Here is a 25219-nt window from a genome sequence, read left to right as displayed (position 1 = left end):
AGGTGTAATTAATCGGTGTGGTCATTAAATACTGTCCATAAAGTTGCAATGTTGTTTTCATAGAAGTTCGTTTTGGTGAACCGCTATGATGATTTATTTTGCCCTTGCTATCTCTCTGCCTGATTTTATTTTTTCAACATTTGCTTGTTTATTCCGAATGTTTTTTACCTTTGTTGCGAAAGTCCTATTAAAATTAAACACTATGTTTCTTCTTAGTGTGGCAAACAGTGGAAGCAACAACAAAAATTTATTGCCCTTCCCCAGCATCCCGCTCCCGTTAGGAATAGTTACGGAGGAAATTACAAAATACTAATCAGCCAACGAGTTTTCCCCCTCGCTTTTGTCCCTTATTCTTATATTTGAAGAATCTTTAATTGCTCATTGCCAGTCGTTTTTTTTCGTTCCCATGATTGATAAAAAAAGTTTATCTGAACAGGATATTCGCACAAAGTTTATCACTCCCGCCATTGAAAAGGCAGGATGGGATAAGGTGGCGCAATTTTTGGAAGAAGTTTCTTTCACCGATGGAAAAATTTATGTGCGGGGAAAACTTACCGCCAGAGGAAAAGGAAAGCGGGCGGATTACATTCTTTACTACAAACCGAATATTCCCATTGCAATCGTTGAAGCGAAAGACAACAACTACTCCATTCGTTCAGGCATACAACAGGCGTTGGACTACGCAACAATTCTTGACATTCCCTGTGTGTTCAGCAGCAACGGTGATGGCTTTTTATTTCACGACAGAACTGCTGGCAACAGTAATATTGAAACTGAACTTGGATTAGATAATTTTCCGACACCTGAACAACTCTGGGAGAAATACAAAAAGTACAAAGGAATTAAAACGCCCGCAGCCGAAAAAGTTGCAGCGCAGGATTATTACTTTGACGGAAGCGGAAGAAAGCCCCGCTACTATCAGCAAATTGCTGTGAACAGAACGGTTGAAGCCATCGCAAAGGGACAGAACAGAATTTTGCTGGTAATGGCAACTGGAACTGGAAAAACCTACACCGCGTTTCAAATCATTCATCGCTTATGGAAAGCGGGCGCGAAAAAAAGAATTTTATTTCTTGCTGACCGCAATGCGCTGATTGACCAGACAAGGCGCGGAGATTTCAAACACTTCAAGGATAAGATGACAACCGTGAAACACCGAATGGTGGACAAGAGTTATGAAATTTATTTGTCATTGTATCAGGGATTAACTGGAAGCGAGGAAGAAAAAAATATTTACAAGCAATTCTCTCCTGACTTTTTCGATTTGATTGTTGTAGATGAGTGCCATCGTGGAAGCGCAAGAGAAGACAGCGCATGGAGAGATATTCTGCAATACTTCAAAAACGCAACTCAAATCGGTTTGACCGCAACACCGAGAGAAACAGATACAATCAGTAACATAGAATATTTTCAAGAGCCGATTTATACTTACTCCTTGAAGCAGGGAATTGACGATGGCTTCCTTGCTCCATACCGCGTGGTGCGGGTTGGCTTGAACATTGACCTTGAAGGATGGCGACCAGAAAAAGGCAAGGTGGATAAGGAAGGATTGCCTGTTGATGACAGGATTTACAACCGAAAAGATTTTGACCGCAATCTTGTAATAGACGAGCGCACCGATACGGTTGCCAGAAAGGTTTCCGAATTCCTGAAAGGATATGACCGCTTTGCAAAAACGATTGTATTCTGTTCCGACATTGACCACGCTGAACGGATGCGCTCCGCCCTGCAGCAGCATAATGCCGATTTATCTGCCGTGAATCACAAATATGTGATGCAAATTACAGGCGACAACGAAGAAGGCAAGCGCGAACTGGACAACTTCACAAACCCCGAAGAAAAATATCCCGTGATTGCAACAACATCCGAACTTATGACAACTGGCGTTGATGCACAGACCTGTAAAGTGATTGTGCTTGATTGCAATATTCAATCTATGACAAAGTTCAAGCAAATCATCGGCAGAGGAACTCGCATCAATGAGGACTATGATAAACTTTTTTTCACAATTATTGATTTCAGAAACGCAACCGATTTATTTGCCGATAGAGATTTTGATGGCGACCCGATTCGCGTTAAGCCAGTAACGGAAGACACCGACTTAGGAGGAATCGTGGATGAGGAAGAAAATAATCCGAACCCAATCATTGATGAAGAAACGGGTGAAGATATTACACCTACTCCGCCTGACATAAGGAGACCAGAACCAGTTGGCGGAGTGATAAGAACACCAAGAGAAAAAATTTATGTGAATGGTGTTGATGTTTCAGTATTGGTGAGCCGTGAAATGTATTTTGACCAGCACGGAAGACCCATCACCACCAGTTTGAAAGACCACACGAAAGAAATTATCAAGGGACAGTATAAATCGCTGGATGATTTTTTGAATAAGTGGAAAGCGACTGAAAGAAAGGAAGCAATCATTCAGGAGTTGCAGCAGCAGGGTGTTTTGGTGGAAGCATTGATGGAAGCCGTGCAAAATAATTGCGACCTGTTTGATTTAATTTGCCACATTGCCTATGATAAACCACCGCTCACCAGAAAAGAAAGAGCCAGCAATGTGAAGAAGCGCAACTACTTTACAAAATACGGAGAGCAGAGTAAAAAAGTTCTGGAAGCGTTGCTGGACAAATATGCGGATGAAGGAATTGAGAATATAGAAAGTATGGAAGTATTGAAAGTAAAACCGCTTGCCGATTACGGCTCGCCAATGGAAATCATAAATGAATTTGGAAGTAAAGAAAAATATTTACAGGCAGTTAAAGAATTAGAAACCGAATTATATAAAACAGCATAATGCAAAAGTGTAGATTTTCTGAAACGCAGTATTCCTTCTGCTTTGTGTTTGAATATTTACAAACGCGTACTCCTCATTTTTTATCTCAATACCTCAAACCAATTCCTTTTTTTACAGACACAGTCAATGAAGGCAAATATTATGGTTTTGATGTTTGCGTTGGTAATTACTTTTTACAATTCAAGAAGTCAAACCTATTTGATATAGGCGACCCTCATCCTAAATTTTTTAACGCATACAATTCTAATTATTACAAATTAAAAATTAATACGGACGCAAAACAGTTCAAAAAGTTAAGAGACATTTCTTCTTTCAATAGGAATTTTAATCGAGTATTCTACTCATCTCCTGAATTTCATACACGACAGGATATGCACTTGAATTATCAGGGGAGTAGTATTATAGATAACTCAGCCCATTTTTCTGTCAATGATTTTCCTGCTACAATTTCTGGAATCCACTACCTGATTTATACGGACACAAGCGTAGATGGACATTTATTTTCGGAAGTACCAACTAAAATTCCCAAGTCAGAATTTTTTTTCAATACGGAAATGAATTTAGATTATAGGATAAGTTTATTTGATATGGCTGAAAAAATTTATTCGGTATTAAATGATGAATCTAATTCTTTGAAAGAAATTAAAAATAGAGAAAGTCCAGAAAAATTCGTAAGAAGTGTTTGGTCATTTTTGTTAAATGAATATAAAATTCAATGGTATCCGATTATTTCACCAAGATTATTTTTTGAAAAAATTAAAACCACATGACCAACTTATCAGGCGTAATCAAAACAATCCGCGACTATATGCGCGAAGATAGAGGCGTGAGTGGCGATGGGCAACGCATCGAACAATTAGGTTGGATGCTCTTTCTAAAAATTTTTGACGACAAGGACAAGGAACTTGAGTTGCTTGACGATAAATATAAATCACCTATTCCGAAAAAATATCAATGGCGCAACTGGGCAGCCGATGATGAAGGCATGACGGGCGATGAACTCCTGAATTTCATTGACCAGCAACTTTTCCCCGCGCTCAAAGAACTTCCTGCCCGCGACCCGCGAGCGTATATGGTACGCGAAGTGTTTGAAGGCAACAACAACTACATGAAAAGCGGAATCAACATCCTCAAGGTTGTGAATAAACTGAACGAAATTGATTTCAATAAAGCAACCGAGCGTCATTTGTTCGGGGAGATTTACGAAACCATTTTGCAGGAACTTCAAAGCGCAGGCGATTACGGAGAGTTTTATACTCCGAGAGCCGTTACGCAGTTTATTGTTGAGATGGTGAATCCGAAACTCGGAGAGAAAATTTTGGATGTGGCATGTGGCACGGGCGGGTTCTTAACTTCTGCCATTGAACACTTAAAGAAGCAGGCAAAAAATGTGCGGGAGAACAACAGCATTCAGAAAAATATTCAGGGCTGGGAATGGAAACCGCTTCCGTATGTGCTTGCAACCACCAATTTAATTTTGCACGACATTGAGTTGCCCGAAATAACTTACCGCGATGCGCTGGACAAACCTCTCACGGAATATCGCGAGAAAGACCGAGTGAATGTAATCGTTGCCAATCCTCCGTTTGGCGGAACGGTGGCGAACAACAATGAAAATAATTTTCCGCAGAGTTACCGCACAAAGGAGAGCGCGGATTTGTTTTTGATTATGATGATTCACCTGCTGAAGCAGGAAGGTAGAGCGGGAATCGTGTTGCCCGATGGAAGTTTAACGGGAGAAGGAGTGAAGCAGCGAATCCGCCAGCGGTTGCTGGAAGAATGTAACCTGCATACCATCATCCGTTTGCCCAACTCCGTTTTTCAGCCGTATGCGACTGTGGCGACCAATCTTTTATTTTTTGAAAAAGGAAAACCAACAAAAGATATTTGGTATTACGAACACCGAATGCCAGATGGATATAAGGCGTACAACAAGACAAGACCAATTCGTGTGGAAGAATTTGAGCCGATAAAAAAATGGTGGAACAAGCGCAAGGAAAGCGATGTTTGTTGGAAGGTAAACATTAAAACAATTATTGAGCGCGGTTATGACTTGGATATTAAAAACCCTACCAAGCAGGAAGAAGCACACGAATATACCAGCGCAGAATTGATGCAGATGCTTGACGATAGTTTTTCTAAAAGCCATTCATTGTTAAATAAAATTAAACAAGCAGTTTGATGACTTGGAAAAAAGTTAGGTTGGGCGATATACTTACCGAAAGCAGGATTCCTTGTGAGAAGCCGAATCCTGATAGGAGAATTACTGTTCGACTGAAGGTTCTTGGCGTTGAAAAAAGAGGACTGGAAAACGAAATTGCAGGTGCGACCAAGCAGTTTATTAGGAAAGCAAGTCAGTTTATTTATGGAAAACAAAATTTTCACAAAGGTGCATTTGGAATTATACCAAAGGAATTGGATGGCTTTGAAAGTAGTGCTGATTTGCCCGCATTTGATGTTGCTGAAAATTGTCTCCCTGAATGGATACATTATTTCTTTAAGCAGGGAAATTATTATTTGCAGTTAGCAAAAATTGCAAGGGGACAAGCCACGCAACGGATACACCCTGAACAAATTTATGATTTGGAAATTCCTTTGCCCGATATTGAAACACAGAAAGAATTTCTTTCAAACATAAGTGATGTTGAAAAAAGGGGCGATGATTTATCTAATGAACTCTTTCACCAAGAAGATTTACTCCGCCAACTCCGCCAAGCATTTTTGCGAGAAGCCATGCAGGGTAAGTTGGTAAAGCAGGATAGGAAGGAAGGTAATGCTAAAGACCTACTGGAAAAAATAAAAGCGGAGAAAGAAAAACTTGGCAAGAAAGAAAAACCATTACCGCCAATCAAAGCAGAAGAAATTCCTTTTGGTATTCCTGAAAGTTGGGCTTGGTGCAGGCTGGGAAAAATTGTTCAACATAATTCTGGGAAGACTTTAGATAGCGGGCGGAACTCTGGGAAACTCAGAAAATATATTACTACATCAAATCTTTATTGGGGATACTTTGATTTAAGCAATTTGAAAACAATGCCAATGGAGGATTCCGAATTAAATAAATGCACAGCAATCAAAGGTGATTTGCTGGTATGTGAGGGAGGAGAAGCAGGTCGTTCTGCAATTTGGAATTCAGATGAGAGTGTTTGTTTCCAAAACCATATTCATAGAGTAAGACCTTTTGAAAATATTAGTTCAGATTTTCTTTATTGGCATTTTTGTTATCTAAATTTAAGTGGAAGAATAAACATTTACCGAAAGGGAATGGGCATTAGTAATATCTCAGGAAAATCATTGTCATCTATTCCCGTCCCCCTTCCTCCGTATGCAGAACAAAAACGAATTGTAAAAAAGTTAGTGGAGTTAATGAAACTTTGCGATGGGTTGCAGCATAGCATTCAGCAAAGCAAAACACAAAATGAGAAATTACTGCAACAGGTGTTGCGGGAGGCGTTGAAAGAAAAAGAAATTGAAACAGTATGAATCATTGGGGAGAATCATATCCTAAAAACATTGATGCTTTAGTTAGCAAATGTGAGCATTCTTTAATATCACTTACTCAAAAGTTGAATCACAAGGATTGCAAAACAATAGGTGAATTGTATCGAGCAGATGGAGAAAGAATTTTTCGACAGAAAGAATTGTTTGAAAATCTTGGCTACATTCCCAATACTAAATCATACCCTAAATTCAAACAGAACAACGAAATTAAGGGACTATATTTGTTTGGTGAAAAAGTATCTTCTAAAAAAATTATTCCAAGATATGTTGGTATATCAGGTACGATTTTCAGAAGATTGAGACAGCACTGTTTCGGTAAATTACATAACGAAGCAACCTTAGCATATTTAATGGCTTCCAGCGAATCAAAATATGAGGGAGAAAGAAAACACTTCCCTTATGTTGAATTGGAAAAAAGACAAAAAGTTATTTGTAATTACAGAGTAGCGATTCTACCTGAACTTCTTGATTTTGATTTGTATTTTATTGAGGTATATTTCGCAGGAAAACTAAAAACTTTATGGAACAGTTTTAAGACACATTAAAAATTATTAAGATGGAAAAACATAATTTGAACATTAAGGCAATAATCGAAAGGGCAAAAACTATTAAAGGGCTGGCGGATGTGGCTTGGCTATTAGAACTAAAAAGAGGGGATGAAGTTGTTCTTGAAACAGAATCAAAAACCACAGAACCTTTATTTCTCCGAGTTATGCTGATAATACTGTCGGAGGAGTTATTAAAAAATAACCCTGCGCTGAGAACAAAAGAAAACCAAAACATAGATTTTAACCAAATTCAAGTTTGGGATTATGAAATGCTGGCAGCAGTCCTGACAAAAATAACTGGAGTTAAATTTTCTGTTGCAATAGAACATACGGGAAAGTAATTCAGAAAATGGAGCAGGAAATAAAAACATTCGTAACTGAAATTGGCGCAGTTGAACTAAGCCCTGAAGCAAAGAAATTTTTTAATCGGGACAATTACTTTAAGTTTCCGAATACGCAGACATTATTGATTACAAAAATAAGCCGCAGTAAAAAACCATTTTACGGGGTGGATAGTCGCGTAATAGAAGTTGCAGACGAAAAGTGTCCCAATTATTTTCTCATACTTCTTTCATCTAACAAATCGGGGTGGATTTTTTCCAAGAGAGAAATATCTCTACAAATCAAAAATGGTTTTTGGCGCGTAGCGGCAGACAAAAACCATAAAATAAATTATGGTGATTTAATAAATAAATATTCGTTTTCTTCCATTAAACAATTTTTTGAAAGAGTTGAGCAGCGGGGAGGAAAAGGAGTTGTAAGAATTAAAATTAGCGACCTTAATATTGTACCTTATGCAGACATATCGTTTCCTGAGCCAAGAATTGTAAATATTGCAGACGAAGAAATTCAAAAAGCAGTCAACGAAAAAAGGTTTGATAAGCGAGGGTTTCAATCGCATTTAGCAGAATTAACAAACGAATGGAATAGCGGGAATGCCGACTACGAAGAATACATACGCAGATATACAAAGTATCATATAGAAAGAATCGCCTATTTGATAGAGTCGGGTTTGTGGAAAGAACCGATTGCAGTATGTGCTGATTTGAAAACCATTAAAGATGGATTACACAGAGTTTTGGCAGCAAAATTTCTAAAGGAATCTGAAATAGAATCTAAAATTATAGGGGATTAAAAATAATTGCAACTTTGGAAATTGTGAGAGAAAAAATTACATACACTATTCAGCCAGATGTTTTGGTTTATATGCGAAAATCCTCTGGAATGTCTGAGGAAGAAATAGCAAAGAAACTGTACCTATCCACAAAAAAATATGAACGCATTGAGCATGGTGATGAAGAAATTTCTGAATCCGAACTTATTCGTCTTGCCGATGTTTACAAGAGACCGTTAATAGCATTTTATGAAGCGGATATTTCCAAAGTTCCCGAAATGCCTCACGATTACCGATTGAATCGGGATAAAAAATTATCATCGGAAGTTTTTTTAGCCAAAAGAAAAGCACTTTATCTCGCAGAAGAACTAAAGGAAATTACAGGAAGAACTACCACGCTTCCCGAATTAGATACAAGTGTATCTGCTCTCGAACTTGCAAACACAGTAAGGAAATTATTAGAGACCGATTTTGATTTCCTGAAGAATTTGGTTGAACGGAAAGAAGAACCAATTATTAACTACTACAAGTCCTTAATCGAAGAATTATTTTTTATTCCCGTTATAGAGCATTCACTTAAAACAAGCGGAGTCCGTGCCTTTTCTGTCTATGGCGAAGTATGTGTGATGGTTCTGAATGAAAGTGACATGAATGAAGTAAAACTTTTTTCCCTTTTCCATGAGTTCTGTCATTTGCTCAAACGGCAGGATGGAATTTGTACTGTGGATATTGAGAAAGATAAAGACAACCAGCCCGAAGAAAGATATTGCGATGAATTTGCTGCGAATCTTCTGATGCCAGAATATAGATTAAGAAGTGAACTTCCCACATCTGCAATTACAACGCTTAAACAACTTGAGGAACTCTCAAAAAAATTTGGTGTAAGTAAACAGGTCACACTTATCCGTCTGAAAGAATTTAATATTATCAATCCTTCTCGTTACACGATTCTAAAAACAAAACTTGAAAAATTAAAAAGAGGCGGTTTCGGAAGAAGAAACTGGGAGCAAACATATATTAAAAGAACGAGCCGTTTAGTTCTGAAACATTTGGTGGATTCATATAGAAAAGGTGATTTGACTTATACTTCGCTTTCCACGATAACTGGCATTAAAGACAAGTATCTGCAAAAACTTATTTAATGGCAGTTAAGAGAAATCTTTTTACAACTCAGGTTTATACTATTGACATGAGTTCCTTAAAAGAACTTCACGACCGCTATCCTAAGAATCTTTTTCCTACTATTTGGGAGCGTATAAATTTAGCAATAGCAGAAACCCAACTTTATTCTCATGTTGAGGTGCTTCGTGAAATTAGGAATACAACAAATCCGCAGGATAAACTTTTGAAGTGGGGCAATAAGCATAGAAAACTGTTTGTTGGCATTGATAATTGTCAGCGCAACCAAATTCACCAGATACGAACAAAATATAATCCTTCGCATTGGCAGAATAAAATGAACCGTCCCGCTCCTTGGGCTGACCCATACTTAATTGCTATGGCTGTTTGCGAACAAGCGGTTATCGTTACGCAGGAACATAAAACAAAAAATGAACGGATTCCTCCAATAGCAAACCAGTTTGGCATAACATCATTGAACCTATTGGAATTTTTTCAAGCATTAAAAATTAAATTGTAGGATTCACAACAAGCATGATTGAAAACTTTCTACCATACACTCGCTACTTAAAAGAAAAGACCTTATTTCCTTCCGTAAAGCGAGTTCTCAATTTTTGTTTTGTTCTTGGCATTTCCAGTTTCCTGTTTGAAAAGTTTTATTTCAAATATTCTCTTCTCGATTTAACAGATTACAAAGGGGTTTATGATTTTATTGCAAGAGGAAAATTTATTATTCCTTTCAGTATTTTCTTTCTTGTTTGGCTTTCCACAAATTTTATAGCAGAGTTTATCTTTCATATCCTGAATTACATCATTTCCGAAATATGGAGAGCAAAAATACTTGACCGCTCGGTAAAAAAGAATGAGTTTTTCAAATCATTCAAGACGATGCAGAAGAAAATTGAAGAAAGAGAAAATGTGAAACTCAGGAAGGATTGGTTTGTTCACTTGTATCAGGAAATTAAAAAGTCATTCACACCAAAGGAACAAGAGGAGATGAAGAAGCAAATCAATTTATATAAAAGACGAGTTACTACTGATTCTGTTTTACTCTTAAGGACATTGATTGCAATTATTATTTTTTATTTAACTATTGATTATTTTGGATGGCTGTTACTTTTGATTTTGCTAACCATTCTAATTATTTCTTTCGTTTTACTTGTTATAGGTTATCAAATGGCTGAATTACTTCCTATCGGTATTCGCAGGATTAGTGCTGAAATAGAACAATACATAAAAGATAATTATCCAGAAGAATGAGAAGGTTTTTGTTTTACATATTGATTCTACTTTTTTCTTCTCTATACACTTTCACGAATATGTAGAGAACTGGAAGGCGGGAACGGAACAGGTGGATGATATTCTCGTTATCGGAGTTCGGCTCTAACCTTTATGTCCGTTAATTCAAACTTTCTCGGACACTCTCTTTTACTTTTTCCGTTTCATCTTTTTTCATAGTGTTTTCCGTCAAATCACTACCATACGATTTATGGACAATAGAAAATACCGAACTTTTAGAAATCGGGCGTGGATTATTATTCCTATCGTAAACATTCACTTTTTTACAAATCTCACGCAAACTGTATCCCTGTCCGTGTAACGCCCTAACTTGATTTATCACCTGCACAGATAAATTTTTCCGACCCCATTTATTTCCTTTGTAACTTTTCGTTATCTCTCCTTCCTTCTTCACAACTGAATTTTTCACACGACCAGATTTCAAACGGGATTCTGCCTCTCCCATACTCCCAAATAAAGTAGTCATAAAAGTTTCAAACATTTCATTGTAGGGAGGTGGCATCTTTCGGAAATCTTCAAGAAATTTTTCGTTATAGGAATGAATTACACAATCTGACATCTTACAGATTAAAAAAAACTCCTGAAGCCGTTTATAGTTGCGATGTAGTCGGTCAAATGCCCACACATACAAATTTTTTATTTTCTTATTCTTTACAAGTCGGACTAACTCATCATATACGGGGCGTTTGACATTGTCCTTAAAGGCACTTTGATTTTCTTGCAGAACGATATATTTTTCGTCAGGAGAAATCATTGAAATTAAATTGGAAATCTGTAATGTGGCATCCTGTAGTTTTGTCGAACATCGGATATAGAAGTAAGTTGTAGCACTTTGTGGTGTTATCATAGTCATTGTTTATGATTTGGCGTTCTTAACAAAAGTTTTATAGTTTTTCGTTGCGTAAGATAAAATTTTGAAGACGAAGCCAAGCACGGCTAATAAAATAATCAGGGTTGCAATTATTTTGAACGCCTTCCAGTATTTAGAACCTACAGCGCGGTCTTTAATTTTTTTGATTAAGTCATCTTGTTCCGAATTTTCGCCACTAATTTTTTCCGAGACCCTTCGTAAAAAATCACCCTCGACTTTTTTTCGTTCACTTTGAGTTGGCATATAGATTAGGTTTTTGTTTTTGATATTCTTGATAGATATTCTTTAATGCTTCATTTGCCGATGCTGTATCCCATACTTCATAAATCATGGGAGAGACACCCTCGCTTAAAAATTTTTTCTTTAATAAAGGGATACGATAAAAATTGGGGTGGACACCATAATGATGACTTTTCAGTAATATCACAGCCAGCGTTTTTTCATTTGGAACAATAACATAATGCAAGAGCATACTGATTTGTTTAACCACGCTTTCATTTCCATATCGGAATTCCTCCAGAAGGACGGTTCTGACATTTCGTTGAAAGTTCCAGCCATTTTTTTTCATCCAGACGAATAGCCCCATATCAATAGCGTTTGAAAACAATTCAGATGGAAAAGAGGAATTTTTTATTGACTTTCGTCTTGCCATATTTTCTGGATTTTATTTTTATACAGAATCTTGATTCACAAAAAAGTGAGTTAGAAAAATAGTATCGTGTGCCATAACTCTAAGAAATGGGAATAAATCAGATTCTTTATAGTGATTTTTCGCCAGTTAAAGGTTTTTTTCATTAGTAAAATCGGTCTGAAATATTTTTTTTCGTCCATAATCTATATTTAGTTCAGCGAAAAACACCTTTGTTCTTTTTTGATTCTGGTGAAGTCATTTGAAAAAGTAATCTCAAATGGTGGGTTCTCGCGCCATCCAAATTCCCTGTCTATATAACTTTTAACTGTTTCAATAAATCTCTCTCGGTTTTCCTCAGGGCAATAAATTATTTCCTCCGTCTGCAAACCCAAAAGCATTTTACCTATTTTATCTGCGTATGTCATTTCATATTCTTTGTCAGATTGTAAATGTTGTTCTCTCGATTCATTAAAATCAAGACGAATTAAATAATCTGCCCAATCCAGTCCCTGCTTTATTTCTTCTTGCGTTGCCCTTCGTTGCAAAACATCAGAGACATGAAATTCTATATCTGGAAATAATTTTGAAAGTTCTTTCGCTCTTTCATTCCATTTTTCATATTTGTTTAGGTCTGGATATAAAATGATTTTTCTTCCGCGCAATGAATTAAATTTTTCTGCTTGTAACCCATCCGCTCCGCCTGCTGCAATACATAACAGTTCGGGAAAATAAATGCTTGCAATTACAGCCGTCTTTTCGCTTTCAAAAATTGCAATAGGTTTAGTTTTATCATTTACTAAATTTTCACCGTAAAAGCATTGCTTATAGTTTTCGATTCCCATAAGAGTATGCGCCCACGCAATATGACTATTCGGTTCTTGTACTCGTTTACCGTTGGAATCATAAAGCATAATTTTCCCCGTTCGTATTTTACCCGCAATATCAATTTGCCAGAAAATAGTTGCGCCCAGCCAATGCTTTGATGTTCCCATGAAATATTTTTCAATAAGTTTTTTTACTGTTTCAGGACTATATAATTGAAAAAGAAATTTCACAAAATTATTTCCCTCATAGTGCTGTAAACTTTGCGTAAATGGTTCTTGAGGAATAAATGAAATCTCTTTTGGCGATTCCCTTTTCATCATCTTGTGCTGCCAACGCTCTTGCGGTACTTCGGGAAGAAATGTTTCACCGCAGGAATGGCAATATCCTTTGTCCTCATAGTTTTCATACGGAACAAATTTTCCGTCCTTGTTGGATTTTCCGCACGGGCAGTTTTTTATTCTGCTCCGCTTACGGTCAAATTTCAGTTTTGAAAGTTTATCCATTTTTTCACTTTTTCGTACAGTTCGTACCATTCGTATATGAGTACGAGTAGTACGAGGGGTACGATTTATAGTGGCTTTTCATTTTTGCTTTCAGCCGCCTTTTTCAACCATTTTCTTATTGCGCCTTCGGAAACTCCATACCTGCGACCGATGTCAATGTTTGAAATACCTTGCTTATTCAGTTCTAAAACTTCGGTAATTTTTTGCTGTCTGTCTGATTCGGAAAGTTGTTTCAAGTGTTCACGCTCAGTTCCGAAATTCAGAAATTCAAATTGCAAAAAGTTATCCAGTTTGACAATTTGGAAGACGCAGACATTTTCAGCATCATAAATTACTTCCGTATTCCGCGCCTTAATTTGTTTTAAGTAGCGAAGGTTTTTATCGCTATGACTTTCGCCTATTGCTAAAGCACTATCAGCGAAATTGATTAGCATTTTGCTCCCTTGTAAATCATTTCGAGTAAGAGGTTTTGATAAATCTCTTTTCGGTGTGTGTGCCAATGCTAAAACAGAAAGCCCATATTTCTTTTTCAGTAGTTGTAAATCTTTCATCAGAGGTAATGCAGATTTTGCTTTCTCCGTTTCATCTTTCAAATAAGTAATGTTATCAATGATTAAAATTTTTGCTTCAGATTCAATTATGGAACGCTCCAGAGAGGTGTATAAATATTTTTCAAAAGTTTCAAATCCATTTTCCCTATAGTCGGATTTTTCAGGATTGATTTCTGCTCTTAAAAAGTTACTATCGAAGTTATAATGCCCTTCAAAGTTCTTTGAGTATCTGGCTTCAAACTGTTTATCGGATAATTCAAAATCAAAATATAAAACCTTTTGTTTTTCTGCTTCTAACTTAAACGCTTTTATCGCCTCACCTCTGCTATTACTATTTCCAATTTGCACGGCTAATATTGATTTCCCCAAGTTAGTATCAGCGAATAAAAAACAAAGTTCACCTTCAAACCAGAATTCACCGAAAAGCATTTTAGGAATTGGTCTTGCTTTTGCTTTTTCCAGCCAATGACCAGCGGTACATACCGTAAACAATCCTGTACTCTCCAGCATAAGTTGATTCACTTCCTCTTTTGCTTCTGAGATTAGTTCAATGATTTTGTACTCGGAGTCGGGCTTGATTTTAATTTCTTTTTCCATTTATTGAAGTATTATTTTTTTCTTTTTTATTTATATAATCAGTTCCGTGCTGGTCAATTTCTTTCACGGTTTTTTGCCGCCCACTCTTGAGCCACGCATCAATTTCTGATTTCAGAAAAAAAAGTTTTTTAGATTTTTTGTGAAAGGGAATAACTCTATTATGCACCCAAGAATATCCCGTTGCCTTTGTCGGCTTTTCTGGATGATACTCGCAGAGTTCTGTTAGGTCAAACCACTTGTCGCCTTCTGGCTGCGGATTTTTCTGTTCGGTAAGTAGCCGTATTATTTCTTCCTGCTGAGAAAGGAGTTTGGAAACGGCTTCAGGAAGTTTCTCGAAGGGTAGTGGCGGTGTAGGTTGTTCGGTCTGCATTGCTCAACTTGTTTTGGTTCGTTGAGCAAATATAACAACCGATTATCGGTTTATCAATCGTTTCTTTTCTTGTTTATTCTTGTAATGTTTTTTTTCATAGGGAAACCCACACAAGTTCAAACAAGTTTTACAAGCAAGTTATTTATTCTCTGCTTTGTTTTTCCAAAAGCAGTATTATGTTTTTCATTTATGTATTTAAAATCTTTGAAGCCATTTAAACAACCAATATTTCCATCTAAAAAATTCTTCATACTATCAAAGAAACTTGTGATTTCACCATCAGGGATTATTAAAAGTGGAGGTTGATTTTCTTCTAATACTTTTCGCATTAAAGCAAGTCCCTTACCCTTTTCTTTATTGAATTCTTCTTTTAATCGTTTTGCCAGCAATTCTCTTTTATCATGGTGTAGATATTCATAGAAGTTTTTTTCAGCCCTTATTTTCTTTGCTCCTTTTCTAACACTAAATCTTTTTAACCACCTCAAATAGTTCCAAAGTGCTTCAGTATAAACATAACATCCTATTTCATCGGCAGGATAATCTGGTGTCGTAGTGTAAATATATGACGGCTCTTTTCCTATTTTTTTATAATAGGCATAACTTTGAATAGTTTTTAATTGCCAACGCTCGAAAAAACCGCCTCTCCATAAAATCGGTCTGATTCCTTTTTCATCTGGCACTTCATTAGGAATTTTTCCAAACAAAATACTCCAACATTGACGAATTGTATCACTATAAAATTCCTGTTTGCTTTGAGAATTTTTATATCTCTCCCTGAAGTCGGATATTATTGCCTCCAACTTTTTAGCAGATTCTTTCGCAATAAATTCTTTCTGCTTGATGGATGCTTTTGTGATTTCTGTTATCTTCATTACATTTTCAGTTTTATTTTTTCAGCCGCCTCTCGCTTTTTTTCATCAACTATTTTCCCGTAAATCTGTGTGTTTTGTATGTTACGCTGACATAATAATTTTTTTAATGTGTAAATGTCAGTCCCTAAAGTAAGTTGTATTGTGGCGAAGGAATGTCTGAAACAATGGAAGGTAATGTCCTTTGTTATACCCGCCCGTAAAATCCATTGCTTCAGATACACATTGGCATAAGCAGAATATTTTAGTCCTGAAAAAATTATTTCATCTGATTCTTTTCTTTCGCCAAGCATATTATGTGCCTGTTCTGAAATTGGTAAAAATTCCGTCCCGTCTGTTTTCTTTTGTCTGAAATGAATTGCATATATTGTTTTTCCTTCTTTGTCCTTATCTTGTCTTATTTCTCCCCATAGCATTTTTTTTATATCGCAATGCCGCAAGCCAGTAAGTGCTGAAAACAATGCTGCTTTCTTTAATATTGGCATTTCACACTCCGCTTGCACTAATAAGTTTAATTCGTCAAGTGTTAAAAATTCCCTTTGCGTTTCGGCTGGTTTTATGTTTTCAATTTTCGCATTTATGTCAGTAGATAAATAGCCATCTTTATATGCTTGCTTTAACGCGGTTTTGAATTTGATGAAGTAGGAGCAGGCAGAATTTTTTGCAAGAACCTGCTTGTCGCTACGGCTACTCGGAGCGGTTAATAAATACTCGCGGAAATTATTGCAGAAAATTTCTGTGAGTTCGCTAAAGCGTAAACTTCCACCTGTAAATTTTTTTATGTAGTTCATAACAGAAATCCATGTGTCATGGTTACTTCCTTTTCTTTTATTAGTGAGTACCTGAAAGTATTCTACAAAGTCAGCAGTAAATTGTTTGCTACTTAAAAATCCATATTGTCTGTTTTGTATATCTATCTGTCGTTTTGCTCTGATATTTTCTGCGAGGTTTAAGGTTTCGCGGTTGTGTAGTTTTTCAGCAGAGGAAAGTTTTACTTTTTGGGGATTTCCATTTTTATCTGCTACTACCGCGTAAGAAGAATATTTATTCCCCGCTTTGCCAATCTTTTTTTCTTCCCTGTATTCTATCTCGCTGTAGAGAGAGAGGTCTAAAAATTCTCTGCGGGTCGGCTTTCCAGTATCGGGATTCGGAATAGCAGGAAAAAAATCTAAGAATAATGTGAACCGATTTCTTGCAATCGGCTTTTGATAAAGTTTAACGGCTGTTGTTTTCATTATTTAGAAAAAAGTTTTTCAATTTCTATTTTCGGCACATAGGAGTACCATCCCTGTTTGAATTTTGGAATTTGTTTCCGTTTGATTACTTGATACAGAGCGTGTGACGAAATTTTATACTTACGCTGTACTTCCTGTATACTGTAACATTCGCTGACTTCATATTGTCTGGAAGGTTTCTGAACTTGTGGTTTTATTTCTGGCGGTGCAAAAAGTTTATCTATCTCGGAACGCTGGATAAGTGTTTTCCTAATTTGCAGATTCACGGCTCTGATAGTGCCTTTCTTAATAAGGTTATGGATGGATTGTCGTGAGGCGTTGAGTAGTTTCGCACAATCCCGAACTGTCAAAAACTCTTTTGCCTTAATATCTTCAATCGGTTTGTTTTTTATCTGTTCTGTTTCATTATTGCATACTTCTACAATACCTTTTCTCATTCTGAATTTGTATGCGCGGGCTGCACATTTTTGGTTGCAATACTTTGTGCTGAATTTTTGCGCTTCAAATTCTTTTCCGCATTGCTGGCAGATTCGTTTGATTCGGAAATTTGATTTGCTCATCGGTGGTAAAAAGTTGTTGAGAAGAATCAGTAATATTATTTAGAGTAATTTTAGGTTAAATAAGGCAAGTAAAATATCTATACTTGTACCTTACCTGCTGAAAATTTTAACTAAGGTACACAAGAAAATTAACTGGAGTAAAAAATACGAGTAAAAAGATACTAACAAACTCTAACAAAAATGTTATTTTTACCTATGAAAATAGGTCTGATTAGTGGTTTATTGCCGAAATAATAATTGTTTGTTTTTGGCTGGTTACTTTCCAATACAAAACTTTCCAAAGATGTTTTTCAGAATATCTTCCGTGGCAACTTCCCCTGTAATTAAACCCAGATGATGAAGCGCAGTGAGGATGTCGCTTGCAATAAGTTCGCCTGAAAGTTTTTTCTCCAGCCCTTCGCTCACTCTTGTCAATGCATCGGCAGTCGCCTGCAATGCTTCCACGTGGCGCGTGTTCGTAATAATTGTTTCGGGAATGTTGTTCGACTTCTCATCAAAAATGTCAATGAGTTTTGATTTCAGTTCTTCCAGATTTTTTTTCTCTTTCGATGAAATGAAAATTATGTTTTCAAAATGCGAAAATTCTTTTTTGGTATAACTCTCATCTTCCTTGTCAATTTTATTTCCTGCAAGAATTAATTCGGCTCCGTTTATATGTTGTTTTAAATCTTCAAGTTCTTTTTGCAAATCACTGGCACTCAATTCGTGAACATCAAACAAATAAATCACAATGCTTGCTTTCTTTATGGCTTGCTGCGTGCGCTCGATGCCTGCCGTTTCAAGAGCATCGGTGGTGTGGCGCAATCCGGCAGTGTCAATGAAACGGAAACGAACGCCTTCCAGAACAATTTCATCTTCGATGGTATCGCGCGTGGTGCCGGGAATTTCAGAAACAATGGCGCGCTCTTCTTCTAAAAGAGAATTCAGCAGCGTGGATTTTCCTGCATTCGGCCGTCCTGCAATGCAAACAGGAACTCCGTTCTTGATAACATTTCCGAGTTCAAACGAGCGAATAAGTTTTTTAATAATGCTTTGAAGCGATGCAATAAGTTTTTTCAGTTCATCGCGGCTGGCGAACTCCACATCTTCTTCCGCAAAATCAAGTTCAAGCGTAATTAAGGAAGCAAGGTCAACTAATTTCTCGCGAAGAATTTTCAGTTTGGAAGAAAATCCTCCGCGCATTTGCTGCATGGCAACGTGATGTGATGTGGCGCTGTGCGATGCAATCAAATCGGCAACCGCTTCCGCCTGCGACAAATCAAACTTTCCGTTCATAAAAGCGCGGAAAGTAAATTCGCCTGCAGCGGCAAGGCGCACTCCGTTCTTGGTGAGCAAATGAAGAATCCGTTCTTGCACGTATTGCGAGCCGTGGCAGGAAATTTCAACTATGTTTTCGCCTGTATATGAATTTGGAGATTTGAAAATTGTCAACACCACTTCGTCAATCACACTATTGTTGTGAATGATTTCTCCGAAATGAGCGGTGTGTGATTCGAAGCGCGAGATGTCAGATGCTTTTGAATTTTTCTTTTTGAAAATCTTGCTGCAGATTTTGAAAGCATCTTTTCCCGAAATGCGAATCACTGCAATGGCTCCAATGCCGGGCGCAGTGGAAAGCGCGGCAATCGTTTCCTTATTCAGAGGATTATTTTTCATTGCTGACAAATATAAAGGAAAAAAGTACCAAGTACATAGTATAGAGTGCAGAGATTGTCAAAAGAAATCTACAATAATGGGGAATAAGGATATAAGGGAAATAAGGTGAAAGAGAATTTTATTCGAATAAAAATTTTACTTTTGAATCTTACAACTCAATAACTTTTCTATGAGCGTACTTGTAAATAAAAACTCGCGCGTGATTGTGCAGGGCTTCACCGGCACCGAAGGAACTTTTCACGCCACGCAAATGATTGAATACGGAACCAACGTGGTTGGCGGAGTTACTCCCGGCAAAGGTGGCACAACTCATCTCAACAAACCCGTGTTCAACACCGTTGCCGATGCAGTGAAAACTGCCGATGCCGATGTTTCCATCATTTTTGTTCCTCCGCCTTTTGCTGCCGATGCAGTTATGGAAGCCGCAGAAGCAGGCATAAAAGTTATTGTGTGCATCACCGAAGGAATTCCAACGAAGGATATGATTTACGTGAAAGAATATTTGCGCGATAAAAGTTGCAGATTGATTGGACCGAATTGCCCCGGTGTAATCACTCCCGGTGAAGCGAAAGTCGGAATCATGCCCGGCTTCATTCACAAAAAAGGAACGATTGGAATTGTTTCCCGCTCGGGAACTTTAACTTACGAAGCAGTTGACCAGGTTACAAAAGCAGGACTCGGACAAAGCACCTGCATAGGAATTGGCGGAGACCCCATTCCCGGAACAACTACAAAAGATGCAGTAAAACTTTTAATGGAAGATTCCGCCACGGAGGGAATTATTATGATTGGTGAAATTGGCGGCAACATGGAAAACGAAGCCGCGTATTACATAAAAGAGTTTGGAAAAAAACCGGTGGTTGGTTTCATTGCCGGACAAACTGCTCCTCCCGGAAGAAGAATGGGGCATGCGGGCGCAATCATTGGCGGAGCGGACGATACTGCCGCAGCGAAAATGAAAATCATGCGCGAGTGCGGAATTCACGTGGTGGATTCTCCTGCGGTGATTGGAAAAACAATGGCGAGTGTACTTAAAAAAGTTCCTGCATAAAAAATAGATATGAAACTTCTCGAAAAAAAAGTTGCCATCATCACAGGCGCTTCGCGCGGAATAGGCAGGAGCATTGCAAAAAAATTTGCTGAGCACGGAGCAAATGTCGCTTTCACCTTTTTATCTTCTGTTGAAAAAGGAAAAGAACTGGAGAAAGAACTTGCGGCATTCGGAGTAAAAGCAAAAGGATTTCAAAGCGATGCTTCAAATTCAAAAGCGTGCGAAGAGTTGGTGAATGAAGTAGTGAAAGAATTTGGAACGGTGGATGTGTTGGTGAACAATGCCGGCATTACACGCGACAATCTTTTAATGCGAATGACCGAAGCGCAGTGGGATGAAGTGATGAACGCAAATCTGAAATCAGTTTTTAATCTTACAAAATCAATTCAGCGCCCGATGCTGAAAGCAAAAAAGGGAAGCATAATCAATATGACTTCTGTAGTTGGGATTGAGGGAAATCCCGGGCAGGCGAATTATGCTGCGTCAAAGGCAGGAATCATCGGCTTCACAAAATCTGTTGCGCAGGAACTTGGTTCAAGAAATATTCGCTGCAATGCAATCGCTCCCGGATTTATTTCTACCGAAATGACTGCTTCGCTTGACCAGAAAGTAATTGACGCTTATCTTGCAGACATTCCGCTTAAAAGAACCGGACAACCTGAAGAAGTTGCAGACCTTGCAGTTTTTCTTGCTTCCGATAATTCTTCTTACATCACCGGGCAAGTAATTTCTATTTGCGGAGGAATGCACACATAAAATCTTCGAAAAGCGAAACAGTACGAAAAATACGAAACGAGATTTTATCTTCACTACAATTTTATTTACCATTTTTTAAATTTCTTCTTTCGTATATTCGTATAAATTCGTTTTCGCTGATTTATGAATTTTAGTTTATATAGCGATTATCCAAATTGGTTTTACGTTTTCTGTGTGATTGCAGGAGCGGTATACGCTTTTGTATTATACAGAAAAGAAAAACGATTTGACGAAACTCCGAAGTGGGTGAGGAGAGCGCTTCCTGTTTGCAGATTTGTTACGGTAACACTGCTTGCATTTTTTCTTCTTGCTCCGCTTTTGAAAAATATTTCCCGCACGGTTGAGAAGCCCATAATAATTTTCGCGCAGGATAATTCAGAATCGGTTTCCATAGGAAAAGATTCTACTTTCTATAAAAATGATTATCCGAAAAAAGTTTCTGAATTTGTTTCATCGCTTGCTGATAAATTTGACACGAATAATTATTCTTTCGGAGATAAAATTAAAAGCGGGCTTGCATTTGACTATAGAGAAAAACAAACGGACATTGCTTCTTTGTTTGATGAAATTGAAACAAGATTTTCCAATCGCAATGTTGGCGCGGTGGTGATTGCTTCGGATGGTTTGTATAACAAAGGACAAAACCCTCTTTACTCTTCTGCGAAAAACAAGTTCCCTGTTTATACAATTGCGCTTGGAGACACAACGGTTCGAAAAGATTTAATTCTTTCAAAAGTTTTATCTAACAGAATTGCCTATCTCGGAAATAAATTTCCAATCGAAATTCAGATTAATGCAAGGCAGCTTGCAGGAAAAACTTCCACTTGCACCGTTTCAAAAGGCGAAGAAGTTTTATTTTCTCAGTTAATAAATATCTCCGGAAATAATTTTTCTCTTTCCGTTCCTGTTCAACTTGAAGCAAAGCAGGTTGGCTTACAGCGCTACACAATCAAACTTTCAAACATTGAAGGTGAAGTAAGTTACTCGAACAATGTGAAAGATATTTTTATTGACGTGCTGGATGCGCGGCAGAAAATTCTGATTCTTGCCGAATCGCCTCATCCCGATGTTGCCGCAATAAAAAATGCGCTCGAGCAAAATCAGAATTACGAAGTGAGTTCTTATCTTGTTAGTGATTTTGATAAACCAATTACAGGATTTAATCTTATAATTTTTGACCAGCTTCCTTCGCAGAAAAATAATGTGCAACGTATTTTAACGGAGATTGACAAAGCAAAAACTTCTTCGCTGTTCATTGTGGGAAATCAAACTTCTATTTCAGGAATTAACAATGCGCAATCCGATTTAACTATTCCTTTTTCTCAGGGGAAAACGAATGATGTTCAGCCGGCATTGTCAAAAGATTTTTCTTTGTTCACGGTAAGCGATGCGCTGAAAAATTATTCTCAAAAGTTTTCTCCGCTGCAATGTCCGTTTGGGAACTATAAAATAAATTCTTCGGCTTCAGTTTTATTTAATCAGAAAATTGGAATGGTGGAAACTCAGCAGCCGCTTTTTCTTTTCACGCAGGCAGGCGAGCAAAAGCGAGGAATTATTTCCGGGGAAGGAATCTGGAGATGGCGTTTGCAGGATTTTTCCGAACACAACAATGCAAATATATTTAACGAACTCATTGACAAAACCGTTCAGTATCTCTCCGCCAAGATTGACAAAAGTTTTTTCAGAATCATTTCTAAAAATCATTTTTACGAAAATGAACCGGTTGAATTTGAAGCGGAAGTTTATAACGACAGCTATGAACTCATCAATGACCCTGAAGTCAGTGTGACAATCTCTAACGCTGATGGAAAAAGATTTCCTTTTACGTTTAGCAAGACAACCAATGCGTACCGTTTGAATGCCGGAATATTTCCTGTAGGGAATTACCGCTATGAAGCAAAAGTAAAAGTGGGAACAAAGTTATATTCTGAAAAAGGCGAGTTCAGCGTGGCGGCATTGCAGGTTGAAACAACCAACACCATTGCTGACCATCAATTACTTTATTCACTTGCAAAGAAGAGCGGGGGAGCGATGGTTTATCCGAATCAATTAAACAAACTCACTGAATTATTAAATGCGCGAGAAGACATTAAGCCCATCTCTCACAGCGAGAAAAAACTTTCTGACTTAATTAATCTGAAGTGGATATTCTTTTTGCTTTTATCTTTGATATCGTTAGAATGGTTTATAAGAAAAATTAATGGGGCTTACTAACTTGAAGCGAAATGCTAATATACAAATGCGTACCAATGAAACAAATAATACGAATAACAGTTATTTGTATCATTGGTATTATTAGTTGCATTAGTATCAATTAGTATATTGGCATTATATAAATGAACACACTCTTCCTAATCATAGTTGCCATCATCCTCTTCGATTTTATTTTCGATAAGGTGCTGGATTTTCTGAATCTGAAAAACCTTTCACCCAAACTTCCCGCTGAGGCAAAAGATATTTATGATGAAGAGAAATACCGAAAGTCGCAGGAATATTATAAAGTGAATCATAATTTCTCCATGCTCACTAGCGCCATCAGTTTAGTCGGATTGCTTTTGATGTTATTTCTGAATGGATTTGCTTTCGTAGATTCCATCGCAAGAAGTTATTCGGAGAATCCGATTCTCATCGCTCTGATTTTCTTCGGCATACTTGGTTTTGCTTCTGATCTGCTCGGGCTTCCATTTTCTTTATATAAAACTTTTGTCATCGAAGAAAAATTCGGATTCAACAAAACATCTCTCAAAACTTTCATCTTCGATAAGCTGAAAGGATATTTGCTCGCAGCCATCATTGGCGGAGGATTATTATCTCTCATCATTTTTATTTATCAATCCACCGGACAATATTTCTGGCTCTTTGCCTGGGCGGTAATTTCTGTCTTCACCATTTTCATCACCATGTTCTATACCACATTTCTCGTTCCCATTTTTAATAAACTCACTCCGCTTCCCGAAGGAGAATTGAGAAATGCCATTGAAGCGTATTGCAAAAAAGTCGGATTCAAACTCAATAATCTTTTTGTGATAGATGGCTCCAAGCGCTCGGCAAAAGCAAATGCGTACTTCAGCGGATTGGGCGCCAAGAAAACAATTGTGCTGTACGATACGCTCATTGAAAAACATTCCATAGAAGAACTGGTGGCTGTGCTCGCGCACGAAGTCGGGCATTACAAAAAGAAACACACGCTCATCGGAACCGTGCAGGGCGTTGCGCAAACAGGCGTGATGCTGTTCATTCTTTCTTCGTTCCTTGGCAATCCCGCGCTTGCAAACGCGTTGGGCGCACAAGAAAGTTTTCACATAGACATTCTCGCGTTCGGATTGCTTTACTCACCGCTCTCCGAAATTCTCGGAATCATTTCAAATATAATTTCGCGCAAGCACGAGTTTGAAGCCGATGCCTATGCAAAAGAAACCTACAACGGAAATGCGCTGGGCACTGCGCTCAAAAAACTTTCTTCAGATAATCTCAGCAACCTCAAGCCGCATCCCGCTTATGTGTTTGTGCATTATTCTCATCCGCCTGTGCTGGAAAGGTTGAAGCATTTAATTTAATTCTCCCTTGATGAAGGGAGCGGACACGAAGTGCCGAGGGATGTCTTGGGCGCGCCTCTCGCTTCGCTCAAGTCACGCTTTCCGTTCCAAGTCCTCGCTGCGCTGCGGGCTTTCCACTTCAATCGTTCGCGCAAACAGCCCGCGCATAGAATGTTTTATTTACATTTGTCGCAAAAAGTGAAACAAAAAAAACATAACAACATTCAAGAAAGTGAAGTTGAAGATGCGCTTGTTGCAAACTTAACTTATCTCAACCGTCTTTTAAATTTTAATTTGGATTTAAAACTTGTTGCTCGTCAATTTAAATTAAAAGGAGGAGAGCAAAGAATTGATTTACTTCTTTTACACTCTAAAGATTTAATTTTAATTGAACTTAAAGTAACAAGATTTTATCAGGAACATTTAGAACAAATCAGCAATTATATTGATGAACTTGAAAAGTTGCAGGCTAATGGAGAATTAATAAGTGGCAATATCAAAGGTTATATTTTGGTTACAGAATTAAAAAAATCTGACTTAGAACTTTGTAAAAATACAAATGTTCAATTAATCAAATATGAACCTGTAGAAGTTTTATAAGAATATTTTGAGAATCTTTCAGAAGTCGCTCCGTTTCTAAAAATGAAACCAAATGATTATGGAGTTTACTCGCTTGGATTAATTAATAGAGCATAGGACTTTCGCAACAAAGGTAAAAAACATTCGGAATAAACAAGCAGATGTTGAAAAAATAAAATCAGGCAGAGAGATAGCAAGGGCAAAATAAATCATCATAGCGGTTCACCAAAACGAACTTCTATGAAAACAACATT

Annotated in this window: 24 protein-coding genes; 15 read left to right on the top strand and 9 right to left on the bottom strand. The window is 37.5% G+C overall.

What is annotated here, in order from left to right:
• Positions 1 to 406 precede the first annotated feature (406 nt).
• The 10 genes from HY063_09475 (at position 407) to HY063_09430 (ending at position 10336) form a co-directional block, all read left to right on the top strand.
• Positions 407 to 2797 (top strand): DEAD/DEAH box helicase family protein, encoded by a 2391-nt coding sequence (locus HY063_09475; protein MBI3502013.1) that lies wholly within the window; start codon positions 407 to 409, stop codon positions 2795 to 2797.
• Between the two features lie 44 nt (positions 2798 to 2841).
• Positions 2842 to 3567 carry a hypothetical protein gene (locus HY063_09470; protein ID MBI3502012.1) on the top strand — a complete coding sequence of 242 codons (726 nt, stop codon included), beginning with the start codon at positions 2842 to 2844 and terminating at the stop codon, positions 3565 to 3567.
• On the top strand, positions 3564 to 4979 hold the full coding sequence (locus tag HY063_09465; protein MBI3502011.1) for an N-6 DNA methylase: 1416 nt from the start codon (positions 3564 to 3566) through the stop codon (positions 4977 to 4979). The genes HY063_09470 and HY063_09465 overlap by 4 nt, the downstream gene beginning before the upstream one ends.
• A complete protein-coding gene (locus HY063_09460; protein ID MBI3502010.1) occupies positions 4979 to 6277 on the top strand; it encodes a restriction endonuclease subunit S in 1299 nt (432 codons plus the stop codon). Before HY063_09465 ends, HY063_09460 begins: the two co-directional genes overlap by 1 nt.
• A complete protein-coding gene (locus HY063_09455) occupies positions 6274 to 6840 on the top strand; it encodes a hypothetical protein (GenBank protein ID MBI3502009.1) in 567 nt (188 codons plus the stop codon). The genes HY063_09460 and HY063_09455 overlap by 4 nt, the downstream gene beginning before the upstream one ends.
• An 11-nt stretch (positions 6841 to 6851) precedes the next feature.
• Positions 6852 to 7184, top strand: a complete 333-nt coding sequence (locus HY063_09450) for a hypothetical protein (GenBank protein MBI3502008.1) — start codon at positions 6852 to 6854, stop codon at positions 7182 to 7184.
• 8 nt (positions 7185 to 7192) lie between these two features.
• Positions 7193 to 7978 (top strand): hypothetical protein, encoded by a 786-nt coding sequence (locus HY063_09445; protein MBI3502007.1) that lies wholly within the window; start codon positions 7193 to 7195, stop codon positions 7976 to 7978.
• An 89-nt stretch (positions 7979 to 8067) separates the two neighbouring features.
• Positions 8068 to 9099: an ImmA/IrrE family metallo-endopeptidase gene (locus HY063_09440; protein MBI3502006.1), complete on the top strand. Its 1032-nt coding sequence runs from the start codon at positions 8068 to 8070 to the stop codon at positions 9097 to 9099.
• 47 nt (positions 9100 to 9146) lie between these two features.
• Entirely contained in the window at positions 9147 to 9596 is a 450-nt protein-coding gene (locus HY063_09435) for a DUF4411 family protein (protein ID MBI3502005.1), read from the top strand.
• Between the two features lie 368 nt (positions 9597 to 9964).
• Entirely contained in the window at positions 9965 to 10336 is a 372-nt protein-coding gene (locus tag HY063_09430; GenBank protein ID MBI3502004.1) for a hypothetical protein, read from the top strand.
• Positions 10337 to 10475: 139 nt separating this feature from the next.
• On the opposite strand, the gene HY063_09425 is transcribed toward HY063_09430, so the two are convergent.
• The 9 genes from HY063_09425 to mnmE all read right to left on the bottom strand — a co-directional run bounded on the left by HY063_09425 (position 10476) and on the right by mnmE (position 19043).
• Entirely contained in the window at positions 10476 to 11222 is a 747-nt protein-coding gene (locus tag HY063_09425) for a recombinase family protein (GenBank protein MBI3502003.1), read from the bottom strand.
• Positions 11223 to 11472: 250 nt separating this feature from the next.
• A complete protein-coding gene (locus tag HY063_09420) occupies positions 11473 to 11898 on the bottom strand; it encodes a hypothetical protein (protein ID MBI3502002.1) in 426 nt (141 codons plus the stop codon).
• Positions 11899 to 12086: 188 nt separating this feature from the next.
• On the bottom strand, positions 12087 to 13022 hold the full coding sequence (locus HY063_09415) for a hypothetical protein (GenBank protein MBI3502001.1): 936 nt from the start codon (positions 13020 to 13022) through the stop codon (positions 12087 to 12089).
• A gap of 248 nt (positions 13023 to 13270) precedes the next feature.
• The gene (locus HY063_09410) at positions 13271 to 14353 is read right to left on the bottom strand and encodes an AAA family ATPase (GenBank protein MBI3502000.1); all 1083 of its coding nucleotides are present in this window, start codon (positions 14351 to 14353) and stop codon (positions 13271 to 13273) included.
• Entirely contained in the window at positions 14337 to 14723 is a 387-nt protein-coding gene (locus tag HY063_09405; GenBank protein ID MBI3501999.1) for a DNA-binding protein, read from the bottom strand. The genes HY063_09410 and HY063_09405 overlap by 17 nt, the downstream gene beginning before the upstream one ends.
• 116 nt (positions 14724 to 14839) lie before the next feature.
• Positions 14840 to 15595 carry a hypothetical protein gene (locus tag HY063_09400; protein ID MBI3501998.1) on the bottom strand — a complete coding sequence of 252 codons (756 nt, stop codon included), beginning with the start codon at positions 15593 to 15595 and terminating at the stop codon, positions 14840 to 14842.
• Positions 15595 to 16827: a site-specific integrase gene (locus HY063_09395; protein MBI3501997.1), complete on the bottom strand. Its 1233-nt coding sequence runs from the start codon at positions 16825 to 16827 to the stop codon at positions 15595 to 15597. Before HY063_09395 ends, HY063_09400 begins: the two co-directional genes overlap by 1 nt.
• Positions 16827 to 17387 carry a helix-turn-helix domain-containing protein gene (locus HY063_09390; GenBank protein ID MBI3501996.1) on the bottom strand — a complete coding sequence of 187 codons (561 nt, stop codon included), beginning with the start codon at positions 17385 to 17387 and terminating at the stop codon, positions 16827 to 16829. The genes HY063_09395 and HY063_09390 overlap by 1 nt, the downstream gene beginning before the upstream one ends.
• A gap of 255 nt (positions 17388 to 17642) precedes the next feature.
• Entirely contained in the window at positions 17643 to 19043 is a 1401-nt protein-coding gene (gene mnmE, locus HY063_09385) for a tRNA uridine-5-carboxymethylaminomethyl(34) synthesis GTPase MnmE (protein MBI3501995.1), read from the bottom strand.
• Between the two features lie 169 nt (positions 19044 to 19212).
• Here mnmE and sucD point away from each other — a divergent pair, with 169 nt between their 5' ends.
• The 5 genes from sucD (at position 19213) to HY063_09360 (ending at position 24986) form a co-directional block, all read left to right on the top strand.
• Positions 19213 to 20094 carry a succinate--CoA ligase subunit alpha gene (gene sucD, locus HY063_09380; GenBank protein ID MBI3501994.1) on the top strand — a complete coding sequence of 294 codons (882 nt, stop codon included), beginning with the start codon at positions 19213 to 19215 and terminating at the stop codon, positions 20092 to 20094.
• Positions 20095 to 20103: 9 nt separating this feature from the next.
• Complete coding sequence (gene fabG / locus HY063_09375) at positions 20104 to 20850, top strand: 3-oxoacyl-[acyl-carrier-protein] reductase (protein ID MBI3501993.1); 747 nt, start codon at positions 20104 to 20106, stop codon at positions 20848 to 20850.
• Between the two features lie 123 nt (positions 20851 to 20973).
• A complete protein-coding gene (locus tag HY063_09370) occupies positions 20974 to 23064 on the top strand; it encodes a hypothetical protein (GenBank protein ID MBI3501992.1) in 2091 nt (696 codons plus the stop codon).
• A 122-nt stretch (positions 23065 to 23186) separates the two neighbouring features.
• Positions 23187 to 24407, top strand: a complete 1221-nt coding sequence (locus HY063_09365) for a M48 family metallopeptidase (protein MBI3501991.1) — start codon at positions 23187 to 23189, stop codon at positions 24405 to 24407.
• Between the two features lie 177 nt (positions 24408 to 24584).
• Positions 24585 to 24986, top strand: coding sequence for a DUF1016 family protein (locus HY063_09360; protein MBI3501990.1), 402 nt, complete (start codon positions 24585 to 24587; stop codon positions 24984 to 24986).
• The last annotated feature ends 233 nt before the right edge of the window (positions 24987 to 25219 follow it).

The sequence above is a fragment of the Bacteroidota bacterium genome (assembly GCA_016195025.1).
Classification (GTDB): Bacteria; Bacteroidota; Bacteroidia; order Palsa-948; family Palsa-948; genus Palsa-948.
This window is presented reverse-complemented; position numbering and strand designations above follow the sequence as displayed.

Bases quoted from the DNA above. Each gene is read 5' to 3' on its own strand.
- HY063_09435 (MBI3502005.1), top strand. From the start codon at position 9,147: ATGAGTTCCTTAAAAGAACTTCACGACCGCTATCCTAAGAATCTTTTT.
- sucD (MBI3501994.1), top strand. From the start codon at position 19,213: ATGAGCGTACTTGTAAATAAAAACTCGCGCGTGATTGTGCAGGGCTTC.
- HY063_09390 (MBI3501996.1), bottom strand. From the start codon at position 17,387: ATGAGCAAATCAAATTTCCGAATCAAACGAATCTGCCAGCAATGCGGA.
- HY063_09415 (MBI3502001.1), bottom strand. From the start codon at position 13,022: ATGATGAAAAGGGAATCGCCAAAAGAGATTTCATTTATTCCTCAAGAA.
- HY063_09405 (MBI3501999.1), bottom strand. From the start codon at position 14,723: ATGCAGACCGAACAACCTACACCGCCACTACCCTTCGAGAAACTTCCT.
- fabG (MBI3501993.1), top strand. From the start codon at position 20,104: ATGAAACTTCTCGAAAAAAAAGTTGCCATCATCACAGGCGCTTCGCGC.
- HY063_09450 (MBI3502008.1), top strand. From the start codon at position 6,852: ATGGAAAAACATAATTTGAACATTAAGGCAATAATCGAAAGGGCAAAA.
- HY063_09430 (MBI3502004.1), top strand. From the start codon at position 9,965: ATGCAGAAGAAAATTGAAGAAAGAGAAAATGTGAAACTCAGGAAGGAT.
- HY063_09365 (MBI3501991.1), top strand. From the start codon at position 23,187: ATGAACACACTCTTCCTAATCATAGTTGCCATCATCCTCTTCGATTTT.
- HY063_09460 (MBI3502010.1), top strand. From the start codon at position 4,979: ATGACTTGGAAAAAAGTTAGGTTGGGCGATATACTTACCGAAAGCAGG.
- HY063_09440 (MBI3502006.1), top strand. From the start codon at position 8,068: ATGTCTGAGGAAGAAATAGCAAAGAAACTGTACCTATCCACAAAAAAA.
- HY063_09455 (MBI3502009.1), top strand. From the start codon at position 6,274: ATGAATCATTGGGGAGAATCATATCCTAAAAACATTGATGCTTTAGTT.
- HY063_09410 (MBI3502000.1), bottom strand. From the start codon at position 14,353: ATGGAAAAAGAAATTAAAATCAAGCCCGACTCCGAGTACAAAATCATT.
- HY063_09395 (MBI3501997.1), bottom strand. From the start codon at position 16,827: ATGAAAACAACAGCCGTTAAACTTTATCAAAAGCCGATTGCAAGAAAT.
- HY063_09465 (MBI3502011.1), top strand. From the start codon at position 3,564: ATGACCAACTTATCAGGCGTAATCAAAACAATCCGCGACTATATGCGC.
- HY063_09420 (MBI3502002.1), bottom strand. From the start codon at position 11,898: ATGGCAAGACGAAAGTCAATAAAAAATTCCTCTTTTCCATCTGAATTG.
- HY063_09445 (MBI3502007.1), top strand. From the start codon at position 7,193: ATGGAGCAGGAAATAAAAACATTCGTAACTGAAATTGGCGCAGTTGAA.
- HY063_09475 (MBI3502013.1), top strand. From the start codon at position 407: ATGATTGATAAAAAAAGTTTATCTGAACAGGATATTCGCACAAAGTTT.
- HY063_09425 (MBI3502003.1), bottom strand. From the start codon at position 11,222: ATGATAACACCACAAAGTGCTACAACTTACTTCTATATCCGATGTTCG.
- HY063_09400 (MBI3501998.1), bottom strand. From the start codon at position 15,595: ATGAAGATAACAGAAATCACAAAAGCATCCATCAAGCAGAAAGAATTT.
- mnmE (MBI3501995.1), bottom strand. From the start codon at position 19,043: ATGAAAAATAATCCTCTGAATAAGGAAACGATTGCCGCGCTTTCCACT.
- HY063_09370 (MBI3501992.1), top strand. From the start codon at position 20,974: ATGAATTTTAGTTTATATAGCGATTATCCAAATTGGTTTTACGTTTTC.